21 protein-coding genes are annotated in these 20,504 nt (G+C 68.9%); 11 read left to right on the top strand and 10 right to left on the bottom strand.

Annotated features, from left to right (window positions below):
• Window positions 1-91 precede the first annotated feature (91 nt).
• Both ACIBL3_RS38430 and ACIBL3_RS38425 read left to right on the top strand, forming a co-directional pair.
• A complete protein-coding gene (locus ACIBL3_RS38430) occupies window positions 92-379 on the top strand; it encodes an Lrp/AsnC ligand binding domain-containing protein (protein ID WP_360469428.1) in 288 nt (95 codons plus the stop codon).
• A gap of 544 nt (window positions 380-923) precedes the next feature.
• On the top strand, window positions 924-1,109 hold the full coding sequence (locus ACIBL3_RS38425) for a hypothetical protein (RefSeq protein ID WP_396358866.1): 186 nt from the start codon (window positions 924-926) through the stop codon (window positions 1,107-1,109).
• A 497-nt stretch (window positions 1,110-1,606) separates the two neighbouring features.
• Here ACIBL3_RS38425 and ACIBL3_RS38420 read toward each other — a convergent pair whose 3' ends face one another.
• Window positions 1,607-3,262, bottom strand: a complete 1,656-nt coding sequence (locus ACIBL3_RS38420; protein WP_396358865.1) for a hypothetical protein — start codon at window positions 3,260-3,262, stop codon at window positions 1,607-1,609.
• 414 nt (window positions 3,263-3,676) lie between these two features.
• Here ACIBL3_RS38420 and ACIBL3_RS38415 point away from each other — a divergent pair, with 414 nt between their 5' ends.
• A complete protein-coding gene (locus tag ACIBL3_RS38415) occupies window positions 3,677-4,324 on the top strand; it encodes a hypothetical protein (RefSeq protein WP_396358864.1) in 648 nt (215 codons plus the stop codon).
• Window positions 4,325-4,511: 187 nt separating this feature from the next.
• Here the strand turns inward: ACIBL3_RS38415 and ACIBL3_RS38410 are convergent, their stop codons facing one another.
• Window positions 4,512-5,348, bottom strand: coding sequence for a hypothetical protein (locus ACIBL3_RS38410; RefSeq protein ID WP_396358862.1), 837 nt, complete (start codon window positions 5,346-5,348; stop codon window positions 4,512-4,514).
• 309 nt (window positions 5,349-5,657) lie between these two features.
• Here ACIBL3_RS38410 and ACIBL3_RS38405 point away from each other — a divergent pair, with 309 nt between their 5' ends.
• The gene (locus ACIBL3_RS38405; RefSeq protein WP_396358924.1) at window positions 5,658-6,335 is read left to right on the top strand and encodes a hypothetical protein; all 678 of its coding nucleotides are present in this window, start codon (window positions 5,658-5,660) and stop codon (window positions 6,333-6,335) included.
• Window positions 6,336-6,384: 49 nt separating this feature from the next.
• Here ACIBL3_RS38405 and trpD read toward each other — a convergent pair whose 3' ends face one another.
• From trpD to ACIBL3_RS38390, 3 genes are read right to left on the bottom strand one after another with little or no spacing between them, the layout of a single operon-like run.
• Window positions 6,385-7,425, bottom strand: coding sequence for an anthranilate phosphoribosyltransferase (gene trpD / locus ACIBL3_RS38400; protein WP_396358861.1), 1,041 nt, complete (start codon window positions 7,423-7,425; stop codon window positions 6,385-6,387).
• A gap of 6 nt (window positions 7,426-7,431) precedes the next feature.
• Window positions 7,432-7,851 carry a hypothetical protein gene (locus ACIBL3_RS38395; RefSeq protein WP_396358860.1) on the bottom strand — a complete coding sequence of 140 codons (420 nt, stop codon included), beginning with the start codon at window positions 7,849-7,851 and terminating at the stop codon, window positions 7,432-7,434.
• 58 nt (window positions 7,852-7,909) lie between these two features.
• Window positions 7,910-8,827, bottom strand: a complete 918-nt coding sequence (locus ACIBL3_RS38390; protein WP_396358859.1) for a cytochrome c oxidase assembly protein — start codon at window positions 8,825-8,827, stop codon at window positions 7,910-7,912.
• 82 nt (window positions 8,828-8,909) lie between these two features.
• Here ACIBL3_RS38390 and ACIBL3_RS38385 point away from each other — a divergent pair, with 82 nt between their 5' ends.
• The 4 genes from ACIBL3_RS38385 (at window position 8,910) to ACIBL3_RS38370 (ending at window position 13,233) form a co-directional block, all read left to right on the top strand.
• Window positions 8,910-9,572, top strand: a complete 663-nt coding sequence (locus tag ACIBL3_RS38385; protein WP_396358858.1) for a heme-copper oxidase subunit III — start codon at window positions 8,910-8,912, stop codon at window positions 9,570-9,572.
• Window positions 9,569-10,438, top strand: coding sequence for a c-type cytochrome (locus ACIBL3_RS38380; protein WP_396358856.1), 870 nt, complete (start codon window positions 9,569-9,571; stop codon window positions 10,436-10,438). Before ACIBL3_RS38385 ends, ACIBL3_RS38380 begins: the two co-directional genes overlap by 4 nt.
• Before the next feature lie 75 nt (window positions 10,439-10,513).
• Window positions 10,514-11,563, top strand: coding sequence for a Rieske 2Fe-2S domain-containing protein (locus ACIBL3_RS38375; RefSeq protein WP_396358854.1), 1,050 nt, complete (start codon window positions 10,514-10,516; stop codon window positions 11,561-11,563).
• Complete coding sequence (locus ACIBL3_RS38370; RefSeq protein WP_396358853.1) at window positions 11,560-13,233, top strand: cytochrome bc complex cytochrome b subunit; 1,674 nt, start codon at window positions 11,560-11,562, stop codon at window positions 13,231-13,233. Before ACIBL3_RS38375 ends, ACIBL3_RS38370 begins: the two co-directional genes overlap by 4 nt.
• Window positions 13,234-13,290: 57 nt before the next feature.
• Here the strand turns inward: ACIBL3_RS38370 and ACIBL3_RS38365 are convergent, their stop codons facing one another.
• The gene (locus ACIBL3_RS38365) at window positions 13,291-13,755 is read right to left on the bottom strand and encodes a MarR family winged helix-turn-helix transcriptional regulator (protein ID WP_396358852.1); all 465 of its coding nucleotides are present in this window, start codon (window positions 13,753-13,755) and stop codon (window positions 13,291-13,293) included.
• Between the two features lie 39 nt (window positions 13,756-13,794).
• On the opposite strand from ACIBL3_RS38365, the gene ACIBL3_RS38360 reads away from it, so the two are divergent.
• Window positions 13,795-14,577, top strand: coding sequence for an alpha/beta fold hydrolase (locus ACIBL3_RS38360; protein ID WP_396358850.1), 783 nt, complete (start codon window positions 13,795-13,797; stop codon window positions 14,575-14,577).
• A gap of 12 nt (window positions 14,578-14,589) precedes the next feature.
• On the opposite strand, the gene ACIBL3_RS38355 is transcribed toward ACIBL3_RS38360, so the two are convergent.
• The 4 genes from ACIBL3_RS38355 to coxB all read right to left on the bottom strand — a co-directional run bounded on the left by ACIBL3_RS38355 (window position 14,590) and on the right by coxB (window position 19,079).
• Entirely contained in the window at window positions 14,590-15,837 is a 1,248-nt protein-coding gene (locus tag ACIBL3_RS38355) for an Ig-like domain-containing protein (RefSeq protein WP_396358848.1), read from the bottom strand.
• A gap of 184 nt (window positions 15,838-16,021) precedes the next feature.
• Complete coding sequence (locus ACIBL3_RS38350; RefSeq protein ID WP_396358847.1) at window positions 16,022-16,417, bottom strand: cytochrome c oxidase subunit 4; 396 nt, start codon at window positions 16,415-16,417, stop codon at window positions 16,022-16,024.
• The gene (ctaD, locus tag ACIBL3_RS38345; protein ID WP_396358923.1) at window positions 16,414-18,066 is read right to left on the bottom strand and encodes a cytochrome c oxidase subunit I; all 1,653 of its coding nucleotides are present in this window, start codon (window positions 18,064-18,066) and stop codon (window positions 16,414-16,416) included. The genes ACIBL3_RS38350 and ctaD overlap by 4 nt, the downstream gene beginning before the upstream one ends.
• 119 nt (window positions 18,067-18,185) lie before the next feature.
• Window positions 18,186-19,079 (bottom strand): cytochrome c oxidase subunit II, encoded by an 894-nt coding sequence (gene coxB / locus ACIBL3_RS38340; protein ID WP_396358846.1) that lies wholly within the window; start codon window positions 19,077-19,079, stop codon window positions 18,186-18,188.
• 94 nt (window positions 19,080-19,173) lie between these two features.
• Between coxB and ACIBL3_RS38335 the strand changes: the two genes are divergently transcribed.
• A complete protein-coding gene (locus tag ACIBL3_RS38335) occupies window positions 19,174-20,289 on the top strand; it encodes a cysteine desulfurase family protein (protein ID WP_396358845.1) in 1,116 nt (371 codons plus the stop codon).
• Window positions 20,286-20,498: a sulfurtransferase TusA family protein gene (locus ACIBL3_RS38330; protein WP_396358844.1), complete on the top strand. Its 213-nt coding sequence runs from the start codon at window positions 20,286-20,288 to the stop codon at window positions 20,496-20,498. Before ACIBL3_RS38335 ends, ACIBL3_RS38330 begins: the two co-directional genes overlap by 4 nt.
• The last annotated feature ends 6 nt before the right edge of the window (window positions 20,499-20,504 follow it).

Raw genomic sequence — 20,504 nt, 5'->3', positions numbered from 1 at the left:
GCGTCGTACCGGCGGGCTCCTGGACACCGGGTTCGGGGGTGGGCCGCACTATGCTTCAGCGGGTTGAGATGTGATTCGAGGAGAGGACGGCATGGTCACCGCGATCGTGTTCATCAAGGCCGACGTCGCGCGCATTCCGGAGGTCGCCGAGCAGGTGGCGGCGATCGAGGGTGTCAGCGAGGTGTACTCCGTCACCGGCGGGCTCGACCTGATCGCGATGGTCCGGGTCGCCCACCACGACGACCTGGCCACCGTCATTCCGGAGAAGGTGAACCGGGTGGCCGGCGTACTCAGCACCGAGACGCATATCGCGTTCCGCGCCTACTCGACGCACGACCTCGAGGCGGCCTTCAGCCTGGGTCAGGAGGACGGTGTCTGAGGGCTGGAAAACCACGGCCCTGCTGACACGAGCTGAAGTTACGGTGAGCGCATGAGCAACCCTCCCGCGGGCTGGTATCCGGACCCCACCGGCCAGCCGAACACCATTCGCTGGTGGAACGGGACGCAATGGACCAACCGCACCGAGAAGGAAGACCTCTCCCAGCACGCCACCCCGGCGTCCGAGGCATCCTCTCCTGAGTCCACTCGAAGCGAGTGGTCCCCAGAGTCCGGCTGGACCACGCTCACCAAAGACCCCGCCCCCGCGGAGGACGACGGCCGCACCCCCTTCGAGCGCGCCAGCGCCACCTGGAACGCCCCCGTCATCGCCCCCGCACCCCCCAACCACTGGACCCAACAGCAACCCCCCACCGAACCCGCCGCGGACCCCACTCCCCCACAATCCGCCTGGACCCTAAAACTCGCCCCAACCCCACCCGAATCCGCCGAAGCACCCGCAGGCACGGGAGCAGGCGCAGGTACTGACGCGGGAACCGACACGCGAGCGGGAGCAGCTTCCGGCGCGGGAGCAGGCGCCGACACGGGTGCTGGCACAGGTGCTGGCGCGGGAGCAGGAGCAGGCACGGCGGCGGGTGCGGGCGCGGGAGCAGGCGCCGGCGCGGGAGCAGGCGCGGGCACGGGTGCTGGCACAGGTGCTGGCGCGGGAGCAGGAGCAGGCACGGCGGCGGGTGCGGGCGCGGGCACAGGAGTTGGCGCGGGAGCAGGTGTAGGTGCAGGAGCAGGCGCGCAGTCCTGGTCATCCACCAACTGGACTGACCCCAACCAGCCCCAAGGCGTCGACCTGGACCAGGAAGGCGACTGGACCCCGAAGCCCGCATCCCGAGCCCAAACCCAAGCCCACCAGGCCTGGGGCATCCAGCAACCCGAGGACGACCCCACCCAGGATCAACAGAGCTGGGGCACCGAGGACCAGACGCCCCCCAATCCCTGGCAAGCAGTCGACGACCAACTAACCGCCGAAACCACCTCGCCACAAGCAGCCACCGACACATGGGGCAACCAACAGAACCAGCCCGCCCCCGAAGATTGGGCCAACCAACAACCCCCCGCCCAGAACACAACCAACGGCTGGGGCGAACAACCCCCCACCGCCCACGAATCCCCCACCGCGAACCCCCAGCAAGGCCCAACACCCGCATGGGGCGAACAACAAACCACCGATCAGCAAGCGGCCCCCGCCCCGTGGGGCACCCAGCAGGCCACCACATCAGGCGAGCACCAAACCCCCCAGCAGCAGGACGCAGAAACCGGCTGGGGAGAGCAGCACGACTCCGCCCAACAGGCCGCAACCAGCGGCTGGGGTGAAGACCAAGCGTCTGCGCAGCAAGGGACAACCGCCACGTGGGGCGAACAGCAAACGGCCAACCAAGGCGCGGCAACGAGCCCGTGGGGCCAGCAGACTGACACCGAGCACCAAGGCGCAGGTACCGGCTGGGGAGAGCAGCACCGCTCCGCACAGCACGGCACAACCATCGCGCGGGGCGAGCAAGCACCCCAGCAGCAAGCCGCAGCCGGCGCCTGGGGCGAGCAGCAAGACGCCGGACAGCAAGGCGCGGCCGCGTGGGGCGAACAGCAGACGCCTGAGGAGCAGGCAGCCAGCCAGTGGGGCGAGCAAGCAAACCATGAGCAAGGCGCAGGCGGCGGCTGGGGTGAGCAGCAAGACGCCGGGCAGCCGGGCGCGGCCGCATGGGGCGAGCAGCAGACGGCTGAGCAGCAGGCGGTCGCCGGCCAGTGGGGCGAGCAAGGCGCCCAGCAGCAAGGCGCAGCCGGCGCCTGGGGCCAGCAGCAAGACGCCGGCCAGTGGGGCCAGCGAGGCGCCCAGCAGCAAGGTGCAGGCGGCGGCTGGGGCGAGCGGCAAGGCGCCGGGCAGCAGAGCGCGGCCGCATGGGGCGAGCAGCAGACGGCTGAGCAGCAGGCGGTCGCCGGCCAGTGGGGCGAGCAAGGCTCCCAGCAGCAAGGTGCAGGCGGCGGCTGGGGCGAGCAGCAAGGCGCCGGGCAGCAGAGCGCGGCCGCATGGGGCGAACAGCAGACGGCTGAGCAGCAGGCGGTCGCCGGCCAGTGGGGCGAGCAAGGCTCCCAGCAGCAAGGTGCAGGCGGCGGCTGGGGCGAGCAGCAAGACGCCGGGCAGCAGAGCGCGACCGCATGGGGCGAACAGCAGACGGCTGAGCAGCAGGAGGTCGCTGGTGAGTGGGGCGAGCATGGTGGCCGGCAGCAAGAGGCGGGCGGCGCGTGGGGGCAGCAGGGAGGCGCCGGGCAGCAGGGCGCGGCCGCCGCATGGGGCGAGCAGCAGACGGCTGAGCAGCAGGGTGCAGGCAACCAGTGGGGCCAACAGCAGGGCGCGCAGGAGCAGGGCGCGGATGCCGCTTGGGGCCAGCAGCAAGGCGCTGGGCAGCAGGGCGCGGATGCATGGGGCGAACAGCAGACGGCTGAGCAGCAGGCGGTCGCCGGCCAGTGGGGCGAGCAAGGCTCCCAGCAGCAAGGTGCAGGCGGCGGCTGGGGCGAGCAGCAAGACGCCGGGCAGCAGAGCGCGACCGCATGGGGCGAACAGCAGACGGCTGAGCAGCAGGAGGTCGCTGGTGAGTGGGGCGAGCATGGTGGCCGGCAGCAAGAGGCGGGCGGCGCGTGGGGGCAGCAGGGAGGCGCCGGGCAGCAGGGCGCGGCCGCCGCATGGGGCGAGCAGCAGACGGCTGAGCAGCAGGGTGCAGGCAACCAGTGGGGCCAACAGCAGGGCGCGCAGGAGCAGGGCGCGGATGCCGCTTGGGGCCAGCAGCAAGGCGCTGGGCAGCAGGGCGCGGATGCCGCTTGGGGCCAGCAGCAAGGCGCTGGGCAGCAGGGCGCGGATGGCGCTTGGGGCCAGCAGCAAGGCGCTGGGCAGCAGGGGGCGGCTTCCGCTTGGGGCGAGCAGCAGGGGGCTGGGCAGCAGGGGGCGGATGCCGTGTGGGGCCAGCAGCAGGGTGGGCAGGAGCAGGGTGGGGATGGGGCTTGGGGGGAGCGGTTGGGTGAGGTGCGGCAGGAGTCCGCAGGTGGGTGGGGGCGGCAGGAGCAGGGAGCCGCGGCCGGGGCTTGGGGGGAGCAGGGGGCTGCGGGTGGTGGCTGGGGGGAGCAGGCGGGCGCTTGGGGAGAGCAGCGGGTTGACGGGCGTGCGGGAAGCAAGGGGAACAAGGGCAAGAAGGGTGGGGGGAAGGGTCAGAAGGCGAGTGGTGGGGGTGGGCTCGGGGGGCGGACGCCGCTGATTGTGGCGGGGGCTGTGGCAGCGGTGATGTTGGTGGTGGCGGCCGTGTTTCTGATCACCTCACCCGGCGACGACGAGGCGGGGCCGGACACCACGCCGACGAGTCAGCCGACCGGGAGCCAGCCGACCAACCAGCCGACCGGCGAGAGCAGCACGAAGCCCGGCCAGTCGAAGAACCCGAAGCTGCACGAGGGCGCCCGGATCTCCTCGGACGCGATCTCGTTCCCGCGCCGGAACCCGCCGTGGTCCGACCGCAAGCGGCTCGTCTCGCAACTGCTCAACTCCAGCGGCCAGTACGTGCTGCTGCAGGAGAACTTCGACGGCAAGAACGACTGGTACGCCGACATCTTCGTCGGCGCGCTCGGCACCGGCTCCGGCTTCAACGGCGACCCGAAGGCGACCGCGGCGTCGCTGTCGATCCAGCTGCGGACCTCGATGTACGGCGACATCCCGGTGACGTTCAAGACCGTCAGCAACGGTGCGGTGAAGCGGTCGGACAAGTCCGGCTGGTACTTCCAGCAGCTCGTGACCGCGAAGTCGCCGAAGTTGACCGCCCGGGTGCTTACCCTGACGGTGGCCGTTTTCGACCTCGGTGACGGCACAGCAGTCGCCTACATCAGCGACATCCCCACCAACCGGCCGGAGCTGAGGGCGGCCGAGAGCCAGGCCTACAAGGGAATCAACGTTGGCTGAGAACGAAGACCAGACCCCACAACCGCCCCAGCGGCCCCCGGCGCGGCACAGTGCACCCCCGCACCAGCCCGGCGGCCCACAGGCATACCCACCCGACCAGCCGCCGTCAGGCGACCCGCTGGCCGGCACCCCGCAAGCCCCACCAGCTCCGGACAGCTGGCAGTCCCCCGGTCCGGCAGGGGCCGACTCACGTACGGCGAGCCAGGAGGCCGGCGCGCGGAGTGCTCAAGCGCCGGCTGGCGACTCGCCTGCGGCTGGACAGAACGCGGGTAGCTGGAGCGCCGCCGGGTCGTCGCCTGGTGGGTCGCATCAGGCCGAGCACCAGGCGGGTGGATCGTCGCCTGGTGGGGCGCCTGGGGCTGAGCAGGAGGCGGGTGGGTCGTCGGATCCGCTGTTTGGGCAGTCGCCTGCTCCTGCGCCGCCGCCTCCTCCGTCGGTGAGCTCCGATGGTGCTGCTGCGCAGCGGCCGGTACAGGCGAACCCGTATCAGCAGGCTCCGCAGCACTCGGCACCGCAGGCGCCGCAGCAGTCCTGGGCACAGCAGCAACTCGCCCAGCAACAGGCCGCCCAACAGCACGGCGTGCAGCAGCCGGGTGCCCAGCAGACTTCGCAGCAGCAAGGTTCGCAGCAGCAGGGTGCCCAGCAGCTGGGTGCGCAGCAGTTTGGCGGGCAGCCGCAGGCGCAGCGGCCTCAGCAGCCGCCGCAGGGACAGCAGTCCTGGGCGCAGCAGCAGTTGAGCCAGCAACAGGCGCAGCAGCAGCCGGCGCAGCCCGGACAGGCGCAGCCTCGGCAGCCGCAGCACGGGCAGGTTCAGCAGTCGTGGGCACAGCAGCAGTTGAGCCAGCAGCCGGGGCAGCAGCCCGGGCAAGCCCCGCAGCCCGGACAGGGACAGCATGGGCAGCCGCAGTACGGGCAAGCGCACCAGGCGCAGGGTGGGCAGGTGCAGCAGGCTGGGCAGCCGTATTACGGGCAGCAGCAGGGTGGTGGGCGTCAGCAGGGGCAGCAGCCCGGTCGGGCGCAGCACGCGGCGCAGCCTCCTGGATCGCCGCAAGCTGGTCCGCCTGGTGGCAGCTACGCGCCGGGACAAGGGCAGCAGGCGTACGGCGGTCAGGCGCAGTCTCCGTACGGCGGACAGCCGCAGGCACCGTCGGGTTCACACCAACCCGGGCAGCCGTCATATGCACAGCAGGGCGGGCAGCTGGCTGGGGCGCAGCAGGCTGGGCGGTCGTCGGGCGGTCCGCAGGCGGGGCTTGGTCAGCGGATGGCTGGGGGTGCCGGTAAGGCCGGGAGTGAGGGGATGCGGGCTCGGTTGGTGGGGGCGTTGGTTTTGGTGGTGGCTGCGTTGGCTACGACTGGGATCAGTGTTGGGTGGATCTGGACGAAGGCCGATGCGGTGACGCCGGTGACGTTGCCGCAGGGTGGGCAGACGCCGGTGGAGACGGTTGATCCGTCGGCGAAGCCGTCCGAGACGCCGACGCCCACCGGAAAGGTGCTCGGGACCGAGATGCGGGCCGGGAACAACGACATGATGCCGATCATGAGCTCGGCGTGGACCAGCGAGTTCGACCGCACCGGCCTGATGGGCGGGACCGCGATCTGGTTCACCGTGCACGCGAACTACGACGGCAAGAAGAACAGCTGGGGCAACTACGTCGCCTTCGGCGAGCTGCCGCCGACGGTGAAGTACGCCAACACCGCGGCCGGCCGCAAACAGGCCGCCAGCCAGGTGGGTTCGCGGGCGATCGTCGGTCTGGGCTACAAGGACCCGAAGATCTCCGCGGTGACCCACAAGCCGATCACCGTCGACGGGCACCCGGGCCACGAGATCACCGCCCGGATCGCGGTCAACCAGCCGCCGCTGAAGGAGACGTTCTCGACGGTCATGATCGCGGTGATCGACCGCGGCGACAACAAGACCGCGGCGGTCTCGATCGCGGACATCGCCGGCTCCACCCCGGCGTGGCAGAACGTCTGGCGCTACAAGGTCAGCCAGATCAAGGTCAGCCGGTAAACGAAAGGGCCGGCGGGATCAAAACCCGCCGGCCCTGATCAAACAAACCTTACCGCACCGAAGCGCAGGCAGCGATCCACCGGTCCAGCACGCCCTTGGCCGCACCCGAGTCGATCGCCTCCGCCGCCTTGTCCATCCCGACCCGGATCCGGTCGGTCAGCGACTCGTCCGTCGGCGCGTACGCGGCCAGCGCCGCACCCGCGTTCAGCAGTACGACGTCCCGCACCGCCCCCGGTTCGCCGTCGAGCAACGCCCGTACGACCTTCGCGTTGAACGCCGCGTCCGCACCCTTCAACGCGTCCGCGGCCACCGGCTCGATCCCGAGCTCCCGCGGGTCCAGCGTGAACGGCCCCTCGACCGCTCCCCCGCCGACCGTCCACACCTGCGAGGTCGTCCGGGTGGTGAGCTCGTCCAGGCCGTCGTCGCCGTGGAACACCAGCGCGTCGATCCCGCGCCGCGCCAGTACGCCGGCCATCAGCCCGGCGATCCGGCCGTCGCCGACGCCGACCGCCTGCGCGGACGGGTTGCCCGGGTTCGCCAGCGGGCCGAGGAAGTTGAACGTGGTCGGCACCCCGAGCTCACGCCGAGGTACGGCGGCGTGCCGCAGGGCGGGGTGGAACGCCGGGGCGAAGCAGAACGTGATCCCGGCCCGCTCCCCCACCTCGGCCACCTGCGCCGCGGTCAGGTCGAGCGGTACGCCGAGCTCCTCGAGAACGTCGGCCGCGCCACACGCCGACGAGGCCGCGCGGTTGCCGTGCTTGAGCACCTTGGCCCCGGCGCCGGCCGCGACGATCGCGGACATCGTGCTGATGTTCACGGTGTGGGCTTGGTCACCGCCGGTGCCGACGACATCGAGGGTGCGGCCCGCCATCGTGATCTTGGTGGCGAAGTCGCGCATGGTCGCGACCAGGCCCTCGACCTCGCTGACCGTCTCGCCCTTGGACCGCAAGGCGATCACGAACCCGGCGAGCTGGGCCGGCGAGGCCGCGCCGGACAGAATCTGCTCCATCGCCCACGCTGTGGCGGCGGCGTCCAGGTCCTCCCGCCGCAACAGCGGGTTGAGCACCTGGGGCCAGCTGTAAGCGGCCATGGAGGATCAGGCGGTCGTGGCGGGCAGCTTGGCCAGCCGCTGGCGGAGCAGGTCGGCCGTGACCTCGGCCATCCGGACCGGGTCGATCGGGTGCGAGACCGCGGCCTCGGCCCGGGACCAGGTGGCCAGCCAGGCGTCCTGCGGACGTCCGGTGATGACGAGCACCGGCGGGCACTGGAAGATCTCGTCCTTCAGCTGCCGGGCGATGCCCATCCCGCCGGCGGGCACCGCCTCGCCGTCCAGGATGGCCAGGTCGATCCCGCCCTTGTCCATGGTCTTGATCACGGCCGGCTCGGTCGCGCACTCGACGTACTCGACGACGGGCAGATCGGCGGCCGGCCGCTTGCCCAGCGCCAGCCGGACGGATTCCCGCGTCGTACGGTCGTCGCTGTAGACGAGCACCTTCAGCGGACGCTCTGAACTCATCGATCCATCCCAAGCTGTGTGTCAGTGACCAGTGGACATGCGAACAACACCGCGAATGCTACCGGGGCGCCTGTCCACTCCGGCGAGCCTGTTCCTCCAACCGGTCCAGGCGGCGGTCCTCGCGGCGCGCCTCGCGCTGCGACTCCTTCACCCACTGGACGAAAAGTACGCCGAAGAACACCAGCCCGACGATGTCGCCGGACCCCCACAACAGACCGCCCGCGATGTACTGGTCACGCAGCGGCGACGGCGACCAGGCCCGGTCGAAGCTGGTGTACCAGTCCTCGGCGATCAGCGTGCTGGTGGACATGATCGTGATGCCGAGGAAGGCGTGGAACGGCAGGGTGAGGAACACCAGGATCAGCCGGAACGGGTAGATCACCCGGCCGGGGACCGGGTCGAGGCCGAGCAGCGGCCAGAAGAACAGCGCGCCGACGAGGATGAAGTGCACGTGGAGCAGGTCGTGCAACACGGTCGATTGCAGCGTGGCGTCGTACCAGCCGCTGAAGTAGAGCGCCCACGGGCTCAGGACGAACAGCGTGAAGCCGATCAGCGGGAAGCACATCACCTTCGCGAACCGCGAATGCAATACGGAGAGCAACCATTTCCGCGGCCGCTGCGGCAGGGTGCGCAGGGCCAGCGTCACCGGCGCGCCGAGCGCCAGCATCAACGGCGTCAGCATCGACAGGATCATGTGCTGGGCCATGTGCACGCTCAGCAGCACCGTGTCGTACGTGCCGAGCGCAGACTGGGTGGCGATTACGGCGCTTCCCAGCCCCAGCCCGACGAAGGCGAAAGTGCGGCCGCGGGACCACTTGTCACCCCGCGCGCGCAGCTTGTGGACGCCGTACAGGTAGAGCGCGCCCATGGCGATGATCACGCCGAGTAACACCGGCTCGAAGGTCCAGGCCGTCAGCAGCCGGAGCGGCGTGAGCGGTGCGATCTGGTCGCCCGGCGTGGCGTGGAGAGGAAGCACACTTCAACAGTAGGAACCACGACTGCGCGACATGCATGGGGGTGGTCGTGGCAACTGATTCGCCGACCGACATAATGACCGCGTGGCCACTGCAACCGCGCTCCCAGCGTCTCGTGAACACGGACACCACGACCGTCCCAGCATGGTCAGTGTCGGCACGATCGTCTGGCTCTCGAGCGAACTGATGTTCTTCGCCGCCCTGTTCGCGGCGTACTTCACGATCCGGTCGGTGACGACCGCCGCCGCCGCTCCGGGCACGGAGACGTTGTGGCAGGCGTCCACCGAGATGCTGAACGTGCCGTTCGCCTCGGTGAACACGTTCATCCTGGTCGCGTCGTCGTTCACCTGCCAGGCCGGCGTGTTCGCCGCCGAGCACGGCAAGGTGGGCCGGACCGGCTCGCTGCTGAACGTCCGCCAGTGGGGCATGCGTGAGTGGTTCATCCTCACGTACATCATGGGCGCGGTCTTCATCGGCGGCCAGGTGACCGAGTACGCCGCCCTCGTGCACGAGGGACTGACGATCTCGTCGTCGCCGTACGGGTCCGTCTTCTTCCTGACCACCGGGTTCCACGGTCTGCACGTGACCGGCGGTCTCATCGCTTTCGTGTACGTCCTGGCCAGGACGTACATGGCTCGTAAGTTCACCCACGAACAGGCCGTCTCGGCGATCGTCGTGTCGTACTACTGGCACTTCGTCGACGTGGTCTGGATCGCCCTGTTCGCGACCATCTACCTGCTCAAATGAGTGAGAAGAGACTTTCCTTGTCACCGGCGCGCTTTCTCTCCGCGCGACGACGGCACCGGTCAGCCGGCCTCGTCGTGCTCCTGTTCGGCCTGTTGGCAGTGGGTTCGGCGTACGCCGCCTTCGCCCCTGACAACGCGGTCGCGGACAACTCCGCCCAGTCGCAGCAGATCGAAGAGGGCAAGAAGCTCTTCGCGGTCGGCTGCGCCAGCTGCCACGGCCTGAACGCCGAAGGTGGCGGCAACGGCGAAGGCGAGATGGCCGGTCCGTCGCTGATCGGTGTCGGCGCGGCCGCCGTCGACTTCCAGGTCGGCACCGGCCGGATGCCGGCCATGCAGCCCGGCGCCCAGGTGCCCCGCAAGACCGCGGCGTACACGCAGGAGGAGATCGAGGCGCTGGCCGCCTACGTCGCCTCGCTGTCGCCCGGCCCGGCGGTTCCGGCGCAGGAGTCGTACGACGTGAGCAAGGCCACCGACGAGCAGGTCACGCGCGGTGGCGAGCTGTTCCGCACCAACTGCACGGCGTGCCACAACTTCGCCGGCAAGGGCGGGGCGCTGCCGAACGGCCGCTACGCGCCGTCGCTGATGGGCGTCAGTGAGAAGCACATCTACGAGGCGATGCTGACCGGTCCGCAGCAGATGCCGGTCTTCTCCGACCAGGTGCTGCAGCCGGAGGACAAGCGGGACATCATCGCGTACCTGAAGGCGCTGGAGACCCAGAAGGACCCGGGTGGCTTCGGTCTCGGCCGCCTCGGCCCGGTCTCCGAAGGTCTGTGGGGCTGGCTGGTCGGTATCGGCGTCCTGGTCTGCATCGCAGTCTGGATCGGCGCCAAGGGTGTCAAGGCCAAGGGAGCGAAGGCTAGTGAGTGAGCGCAGCGAACTCACCATCAAGCACAGCAGTGACTCTCGACGCTCATTCGCGTCCGGAGCGAAGCGAGGACGCGAATGAGTGACGACAAACTGCCCGTAGTAAAGGGTGAAGAGGAACCGGGTCCGGTTCAGGTTGCGGAACCGATTCCGGACCCGGGGCTGGAGCCGCACGAGTACCGGATCACCGACATCGACCCGAAGGCCGCCGACCGCGTCGAGCGGCAGGTGTCGACGATGTTCGGCCTGGCCACACTGCTCGTGCTCGGCGCCTGTGTGGCGTACTTCGTCATCCCGCGCGACGCCGAACTGTCCTTCGGCCCGCTGTCCGGCAACGCGAACAACATGACGCTCGGCCTGTGCGTCGGCCTGGCGCTGTTCCTGATCGGCGCCGGCGCGATCCAGTGGGCCAAGAAGCTGATGGTCGACGAGGAGATCGTCGAGGAGCGGCACGCCGCGCACTCCACGCTGGCGCAGAAGGCCGACATCACCGACGCCTTCCAGCAGGGCGTGGCCGAGTCCGGCTTCACCCGGCGCAAGCTGATCCGCCGCTCGATGATCGGCGCGCTCGCCGCGCTCGGTCTGCCGGCCATCGTGTTCCTGCGCGACCTCGGCCCGCTGCCGGGCCGGGCGCTCTACAGCACGATCTGGGCCAAGGGCATCCGCGTCGTCAACGACGTCACGCTGCGCCCGATCAAGCCGTCCGACATGATCGTCGGCCAGCTGGTCAACGCCGCGCCCGCCAACCTGGCAGCACTGCAGGAGGACAGCCCGGCCGAGTACCAGAACGCCAAGGCGAAGTCCGCGGTGATCGTAGTCCGGATCAAGCCCAGCGAGATCCAGACGCCGCCCGGCCGGGAGAACTGGGGTATCGACGGGATCCTCTGCTACTCGAAGATCTGCACCCACGTCGGCTGCCCGATCTCGCTGTACGAGCAGACCACGCACCACGTGCTGTGCCCGTGCCACCAGTCGACCTTCGACCTGGCCGACGCCGCGAAGGTCGTCTTCGGTCCTGCGGCCCGGCCGCTGCCTCAGCTACCGTTGGCAGTGGACTCCGAGGGCTACCTGGTCGCGCAGAGCGACTTCACCGAGCCAGTCGGTCCGAGCTTCTTCGAACGAGGGTGACCGCAGTGTCTGACACGAAAGACTTCCCGCCACCGGTCAAATGGGTCGACGACCGGCTCGGTATCGCGAAGGTCGGCCGGAAGAACCTGCGCAAGGTGTTCCCGGACCACTGGTCGTTCATGCTCGGCGAGATCGCGCTCTACAGCTTCATCATCCTGATCCTCACCGGCATCTTCCTGAGCTTCTGGTTCAAGCCGTCGATGGCCGAGGTCGAGTACCAGGGCTCGTACAGCCTGCTCAAGGGCCTGCACATGTCCGAGGCGTACGCCTCGACGCTGGACATCTCGTTCGACGTCCGCGGCGGTCTGCTGATGCGGCAGATCCACCACTGGGCGGCGGTGCTGTTCATCGCCGCGATGATGGTGCACCTGCTCCGCATCTTCTTCACCGGCGCGTTCCGCAAGCCGCGTGAGCTGAACTGGGTGATCGGCTTCACGATGCTGTTCCTCGGCATCATCGAGGGCTTCATCGGCTACGGCCTCCCCGACGACCTGCTGTCCGGAACCGGTCTACGCATCACCCAGGGCATGATCCAGGCCTCGCCGGTGATCGGCACGTACATGAACTTCTTCATCTTCGGCGGTGAGTTCCCCGGCGACGACATGGTGCCGCGGTTCTTCATCGTGCACGTGCTGCTGATCCCGGGGTTGATCCTGGCCCTGGTCACGGTCCACCTGTTCCTGGTCGTGTACCACAAGCACACGCAGTACCCGGGCCCCGGCCGGACCAACAACAACGTGGTCGGCTACCCGCTGTGGCCGGTGTACACGGCCAAGGCCGGCGGCTTCTTCTTCGTCGTGTTCGGCATCACCGCTCTGATGGGCGCCCTGATGCAGATCAACCCGGTCTGGCTGTACGGCCCGTACAACCCGGCGGAGGTGACGGCCGGATCGCAGCCGGACTGGTACATGGGCTGGCTGGAAGGCTCGGTCCGAATATTCCCCGGCTTCGAGTCGCACTTCTGGGGCATCACGCTGAGCTGGAACCTGATCATCCCGGCGCTGATCATCCCGCCCGCCTTCGTCACGCTGGTCGCGCTCTACCCGTTCATCGAGGGCTGGATCACCGGCGACAAGCGGGAGCACCACCTGCTGGACCGGCCGCGCAACGTGCCGACCCGGACCGGTATCGGTGTCGCGTTCATGACGTTCTACGGCCTGCTCTGGGTCGGCGGTGGTAACGACCTGATCGCCACCCACTTCGGGATCTCGCTGAACAACGTGACCTGGTTCCTGCGGTTCGCGGTCATCCTCGGCCCGATCCTGGCGTTCTGGATCACCCGGCGGATCGCGATCTCGCTGCAGCGAGCCGACAACGAGCGGATCCTGCACGGTCTGGAGACCGGCGTCATCGTCCGCTCCCCCGAGGGCAAGTACTCCGAGAGGCACCAGCCGATCGGGACGTACGAGGCCTACGAGCTCACCGCCCGGGACCGGATCGAGCCGATGGACATCGGTCCGGAGACCGACGACAACGGCGTCCGGGCCCCGCGCCGGGCCCTGAACAAGCTCCGCGCTGCGCTGTCCCGCTTCTACTACGCCGACGCGGTGCAGAAGCCGACCACGCACGAGCTCGAGGCAGCCCACGAGCACGCGCACGACTCGGACGAGATCCACGACCTGAGCGACGAGACGGAGACCTACCGCGAGGTCACCAGCGACAGGTCCTGATCACCAGCACCACCGAGAAGCCCCGGCCACCTGCCGGGGCTTCTTGCGTTACCGGGGTCAGTCGATCGCTTCGGCGACCGTGGTCAGGTAGTTGCCGACGACCGCTCGCTGGTCGGGGGTGAGGGCCTCGGTGGTGGCGATCAGGCGCTCGAGGAGGGGGCCGAAGAACTGCCAGCCGAGGGTGACCGCGCGGTCGGAGACCTGGAGCCGGGCGCTGCGGCCGTCTGACCGGCTTCTGAGGCGTTCGACGTGACCGGCGGCCTCCAGCCGGTGGATGACCGCCGTCGTCGCCTGAGAGGTCATTCCCAGCTGTCCGGCGAGCCATCCCGGTGTCGCCTCCACCCCGGCCCGCTCGGCGTCCAGGAGGCGGATCAGGGCACGGACGTCGGTCGCGTGCAATCCCGCCGTACGGGCGAACTCCCCGACCGCCAGCTCCAGCCGCAGAGCGACCTCCCGCAGCCGGTGGATCAGCTCCAGCGCCGCCGCCCGATCCGGGTCTGCCGGCATCACTCCTTCACGCATGCCCTTAATTTACCTCACTCAGTGAGCTATTCTCGCATCATGAGTTTTCAGGACGCGTACGACGCCGTGCTCGAGCGCTGGGGTGTCCCGGTGGAGCAGCTGGACCTCGGCGGCACCCACGTGAACGCCTGCGGCCCGGTCGACGCCCCGCCCGTGGTCCTGCTCGCCGGTCATGGCGCAGCCTCGCCGGTGTGGTTCGCCGTCGCACCCCGCCTCGCCGAGCAGCACCGCGTCTACGCCCTCGACCTCCCCGGCGACGCCGGTCGCTCCACCGCCACTGCACCCCGCAGTGTCGACGAGCTGATGACGTGGCTGGCCGCCGTACTCGAGGGCCTCGAGCGTCCGATGCTCGTCGGTCACTCGTACGGCGCCTGGGTCGCCCTCACGTACACGCTCCAGAACCCGGACCGCGTCAGCCGGCTAGCCCTGCTCGACCCGACCGACTGCTTCACGGGTCTCCGCCCCTCCTACATCGCCCGCGCACTGCCGTTGCTCCTGCGGCCCTCTCCGGCCCGCTACAAGTCCTTCCTCCACTGGGAAACCCAAGGCCTACCCCTCGACCCCAGCTGGGTCGAGTTGTCCGCCCTGGCCACCCTGGAGCCCACCACGCGCCCAGTACGCCCCCGACGCCCGTCGAACCTCCAAGACCTGACGACCGACCTCGTGGTGGTCGTGGCCGGCCGCAGCAAGACACATGACCCGGACCAACTCGCCAACCGCGCGGCCGCTGCCGGCGCAACCGTCGTACGGATCGACGACTCCACCCACCACTCCTTGCCGGCGCTGCACGCCGACGAGGTCGTCAAGGCCTTGTCAGCCTGACGACCGACGCCGTCAGGACAGGGCGGAGCCGGCTTTGTAGTTGGCCCAGGTGGTGTTCCAGTCGGTCCAGCCGTTGCCGGGCTCCATCTTGCGGGTGGTGCCGGTGACGGTGACCGGGTCGCCGCGCAGGGTCTGCTGGAAGTACCACTGGCCGTTCGCGAGGCTCATGCCGACGCAGCCGTGGCTGACGTTCTCGCTGCCCTGGCTGCCGGCCGACCACGGGGCGCCGTGGATGAACTCGCCGGAGCTCGTGACCCGCTGGGCCCACTTCACGTCGTGGATGTCGTAGTACTCCGGGTCGCCCGGCTTGATGCCGACGGTGCGGGCGTCCATCCGCTTGACCGGAAACTTCTCCATGATCACCTTCACCCCGCTGCGGGTGGTGAAGCCGGACTTGCCGGCCGTGATCGGGATACTCCGGGCCAGCTTGCCGTTGATGGCGACGGTCATCGTGTGCCGCTTGACGTCGATCTTGGTGATCACGGACCTGCCGATGGCGAACGAGATCTTCCGGCCGGCCGCGCCCCAGGTGTTCTTGCCGGCGTTGACGCCCTGGGTGTCGATGGCGACGGTGACCTTGGTACCGGCCGGCCAGTAGTTCTTCGGCCGGTAGTTCACCTGCTTGCTGTTCACCCAGTGCCAGCTGCCGTCGACCGGGACCGAGGTGGTCACCTTCAGCCGCTTCTCCACCGCGGCCCGGTCGGTGACCGGGTTGTTCCAGTAGATCTGGATCGGCATCGCGACGCCGACGGTCTCACCGTTCAGCGGGGCGACCGAGGCCTTCAGGCTCCTCGCCGACTTCAGGGTCTTGAACGTCGAGTTGATCGGCACCGACGCGCCGTCCGTGCCCTCGGCGGAGCCGGTCAGCTTGTAGGTCGTACCGGGCTTGAGCTGCGGTACGGCGGTCCACTGGTTCTTCTCGGTGTTGAAGCTGCCGGCCACCTTGTCGCCGTCGTCATCCTTGAGCGTGACGTCCTTCAGCGTGCCGACGGAGGTCTTCACGGTCACCGCGGTGTCCGGCTTGACCGCGGTCGCGCCCTTGGCCGGGACCACGGACACGCTGGCCGCGCCGGGGTCCTGGCTCGGCGTGCTGGAAGCGCCCGGAGTGGTCGAGGCCCCCGGCGTACCGCTGCTCTGTGTCGCGCCTGGCGTCGACGACGAGCCGCCCGCCTCGGTGTCATTGCACGCGGTGCCGACCAGCAGCATCGCGCAGATCCCCGCCACGGCAAGGCCGTGCCTCCGCACCGAACCGATCACCATTCCCCAGCTCTCCCCTGCTCAAACCAACCCGCCGCTCAGAGTAACCCGCCGAACCGGCAGATCCCGGCAACGCATCGCCACTCAAGTGGTACGGACCACAACGGACCGTACTCCGGTGGCACCCCCTAAGACGCACGAAGGCGCCATCCGGTTGGCTTCCGGATGGCGCCCGTACGACGCTCAACTAGTGAGCGTGATCACCTCGGTAGTACTCGAAGATGAACCCCGACAGCGTCACGATGCCGATACCGCAGCCGGCGATGAACAGCCACCAGCCGAACACGACACCCAGCACGACGACCGACAGGGTCAGCGCGCACCACAGCGGCCACCACGAGTACGGCGGGAAGAAGCCGAGCTCGCCGGCGCCCTCCACGATCTCGGCTTCCTTGCGGTCCTCCGGGCGGGCGTCCATCCGGCGCGCGGTGACGCTCAGGTAGAACGCCACCAGCAGCGACAGGAAGAACGTCATCACCAGCGCGGTGGTGCCGGTCGGGTCCTCCGACATCAGCCAGTAGATCGGCGTGACGACCAGCACGAACACGCTCAGGATCCCGAAGACCCAGGCTTCGACCTTCACGCCTTGTCCTTCCCCTCGGTCTCGCCGTCCGCGAGCTGCTCCTGCAGATGCTCGACCCGGCCCTGGTCCTCACCGGCGTCGAGCAGGTTGTCCTTCGGCGACCGGTTGTCCGGGTACTCGGCCAGGGCGAGGTCTGCGTGGTGCAGGTCGAAGGCCGGGCTCTCGGACCGGATCCGCGGCAGCCGGTCGAAGTTGTGCCGCGGCGGCGGCGAGCTGGTCGCCCACTCCAGCGAGCGGCCCCAGCCCCACGGGTCGTCCACGCCGACCAGCGGCGCCTTGCGCGACTTGTAGACGTTGTAGAAGAACGGCAGCATCGACAGGCCGAGCACGAAGGCGCCGATGCTGGACACCTCGTTCAGCGTGGTGAAGCCTTCGTTGGCGCCGTACGACGCGTAGCGCCGCGGCATGCCCTCGACACCGAGCCAGTGCTGCACCAGGAACGTGGTGTGGAAGCCGATGAAGAGCAGCCAGAAGTGCAGCTTGCCGAGCCGCTCGTCCAGCATCCGGCCGGTCATCTTCGGCCACCAGAAGTAGAACCCGGCGAACATCGCGAACACCACGGTGCCGAACACGACGTAGTGGAAGTGCGCGACCACGAAGTACGAGTCGGACAACTGGTAGTCGAGTGCGGGCGAGGCCAGGATGATGCCGGTCAGACCGCCGAACAGGAAGGTGGTGAGGAAGCCCACCGACCAGAGCATCGGCGTGTCGAAGGACACCGACCCGCCCCACATGGTGCCGATCCAGTTGAAGAACTTCACGCCGGTGGGTACGGCGATCAGGAACGTCATGAAGGAGAAGAACGGCAGGTTCACCGCGCCGGTGACGAACATGTGGTGCGCCCACACCGCCACCGACAGCACCGCGATACCGAGCGTCGCGCAGACCAGGCCGATGTAGCCGAAGACCGGCTTGCGGCTGAAGACCGGCAGGATCTCGGTGATGATGCCGAAGAACGGCAGCGCGATGATGTACACCTCGGGATGCCCGAAGAACCAGAACAGGTGCTGCCACAGCAGTGGCCCACCGTTCGCGGCGTCGAAGACGTGAGCCCCCAGGGCTCGATCCGCCTCCAGCATCAGCAGCGCGCCGGCCAGGATCGGGAACGCGATCAGCACCAGGATCGACGTCACCAGGATGTTCCAGGTGAAGATCGGCATCCGGAACATCGTCATCCCGGGCGCGCGCATCGTGATGATCGTGGTGACGAAGTTGACCGCACCGAGGATGGTGCCCAGACCGGCCATCCACAGACCCATGATCCACAGGTCACCGCCGATGCCCGGCGAACGGACCGCGTTCGACAGCGGGGCGTAGGCGAACCAGCCGAAGTCGGCCGCGCCGCCCGGGGTGAAGAACCCGCTGATCGTGATCAGGCCGCCGAACAGGAACAGCCAGAAGCTGAACATGTTGAGCCGCGGGAACGCGACGTCGGGGGCGCCGATCTGGACCGGCATGATCACGTTCGCGAACCCGACGAACAGCGGGGTCGCGAACAGCAGCAGCATGATCGTGCCGTGCATCGTGAAGAGCTGGTTGTAGACCTCCTCGTTCACGATCTGCAGGCCCGGCTTGGCGAGCTCGGCGCGGATGACCAGCGCCATCACACCGCCGATCAGAAAGAACGCGAACGAGACGATCAGGTACATGTGCCCGATCAGCTTGTGGTCGGTGGTGGTCAACCACTTGACCGCGAGCTGGCCTTTGCTGCGCCGCCGGGGCAGTGCGGTAGTAGCACCGATAGCGCCGGTGCGCTCGGCGAAGTCGGTCACTTCTCGCCCTCCTCTGACCCATGGCCAGGAATGGTGGTGGCGTCCTGGCCACCGGTCGCGGCGCCGGTCTGGCCCTTGGCGGCCAGTTCCCGTAGGTGCGCGTCGTACTCAGAGCGGGTGACGACCTTGACGGAGAAGATCATCCGGCTGTGGTAGAGCCCGCAGAGCTCGGCGCACTTGCCGGCGAAGGTCCCGGTCTTGGTCGGGGTCAGCTCGAACTTGTTGGTCCGGCCGGGGATGACGTCGAGCTTGAAGTAGAACGACGGCACCCAGAAGGAGTGGATGACGTCCGGCGAGGTCAGGTCGAACTGGACCGACTCGTTCACCGGCAGCCACAGCTCGGCGGGCTTGTCCAGCGTGCCGGTCTCCCAGACGCCTTCCTCCCCGTCGACGGTGTCCTTGTAGTTGAAGGTCCACTGCCACTGCTGGCCCACCACGTTGACGGTGTGCTGCGGGCTGTTCGACATCGCGGTGATCTGGTTGCCGTGCTCGACGGTGTAGTAGAAGAGCACGCCGATGATCGCGAACGGCGCCAGTGTGTAGAGCACCTCGAGCGGCAGGTTGTACCGCACCTGCTTCGGGGCGTCGTCGGTGCGCTTGCGGTACCGCACCACGACCCACAGGATCAGGGCCCAGACCATCACGCCGACGATCAGGGCGGCGATCCAGGCGCCGATCCAGAGGCTCCGGACAGCCTCGGTCCGGTCCGATGCGCCCTCGGGGAGACCGAGTCGCTTCCACTGCTCAGTGGTCGCCGACGAACAACCGGTCAGCAGCAGGGTGCCGAGCACCACTCCCGTACCGACCAGCAGGCGTCGCTTTCCCGGACGTGTGGCGCCGGCAGGACCTGCCGCTCGCTCGTCCACTCCGGGCGTGCCGTTCGAACCCACGGGGCGCCTTTCCCTTCCCAAGTGAGACTGACGACCAAACACTACTGGACACCTACTTCGGTCCCGCGCATAGGTAGGGCTTAGCGTTTCCGGTGTGAGTCAGCGTGCATATCTGGACGCTGCGTCGGCGGAGGCTTTGCATCCGGCGGCGCGGGAAATGTTGCTCTCGGCAGTCGATTCCGGGTGGGCGGATCCGGTCCGGCTGCACCATGAGGGCCGGACCGCGCGACTACTGCTGGACAACGCCCGGGCGGTGCTTGCGGACGCGGTCGGAGTGCGGCCGGACGAGCTCTTCCTGACCACCTCCGGTACGGCGGCCATCCACGCCGGACTGACCGCGATCACGGCCGCCCGCAGGCGCGTCGGTACGGCGGTTGTCCACAGCGCCGTCGAGCATTCCGCCGTACTGCACACTGCTTCGACCGAGGGCGTCGAGGTGGGCGTGGACAGCGTCGGGCGGGTCGACCTGGAGGCGTTCCGGGCCGAGGTGGGCAAGCCGGGGGTGGCTTTGGCGGCGCTGCAGTCTGCCAATCACGAGGTCGGCACCAGACAGCCGATCGAGGCAGCCGCTGCGGCGTGTGGCGACGTACCGCTGTTCGTGGACGCATCCGCTTCGATCGGGCACGACGCCGTACCGGGCGGGTGGTCGGCGCTGGCGGCGAGTGCGCACAAGTGGGGTGGACCGGCCGGTGTCGGATTGCTCGCCGTCCGTAAAGGGACCCGGCTGGCGCCCGCCTGGCCGATGGACGAGCGGGAGGACGGCCTCTCCCCCGGGTTCCCGGACGTCCCGAACACCCTCGCGGCCGCAGCCGCCCTGCAGGCCCGGCTCGCCGAGGCCGACGACCTGAACAAGCAGCACCGGGCCTGGATCGACGAACTCCGGCACCGCGTCGCCACGGACATCCCGGATGTCGAGGTGGTCGGCGACCCGGACGACCGGCTGCCGCACGTGCTCACCTTCTCCTGTCTGTACGTCGACGGCGAGGCCCTCGTCACCGCTCTGGACGCGGAGGGCTTCTCGGTCTCGAGTGGCTCGGCCTGTACGTCGAGCACGCTGCGACCGTCCCACGTCCTGGCCGCGATGGGCGTCCTCACGCACGGCAACGTCCGCGTCTCGCTCAGCCGGAGCACGACGTACGGCGACATCGACCGGTTCGCCACGGTGTTGCCGGGGATCGTGCAGCGGATCCGGGCGGAGGTCGGCCTGTGAACACCGACCTCGACTGCCGCGGCCTGCTCTGCCCACTGCCCGTGATCAAACTGGCCAAGCTGCTGCCGACGATCGAGATCGGCGCCACGATCACCGTGCTCGCCGACGACCCGGCCGCCGCCACCGACATCCCGGCCTGGTGCCGCCTCCGCAACCAGGAACTCGTCTCGGCCGACGCCGGGCGGTACGTCGTACGGCGCCTCAGCTAAATCAGT

This window comes from Kribbella sp. NPDC050124, from assembly GCF_044460355.1.
Lineage (GTDB): Bacteria > Actinomycetota > Actinomycetes > Propionibacteriales > Kribbellaceae > Kribbella.
Note: the sequence above shows the minus strand (reverse complement) of the source record. Positions and strands in the feature narration are given on the sequence as shown.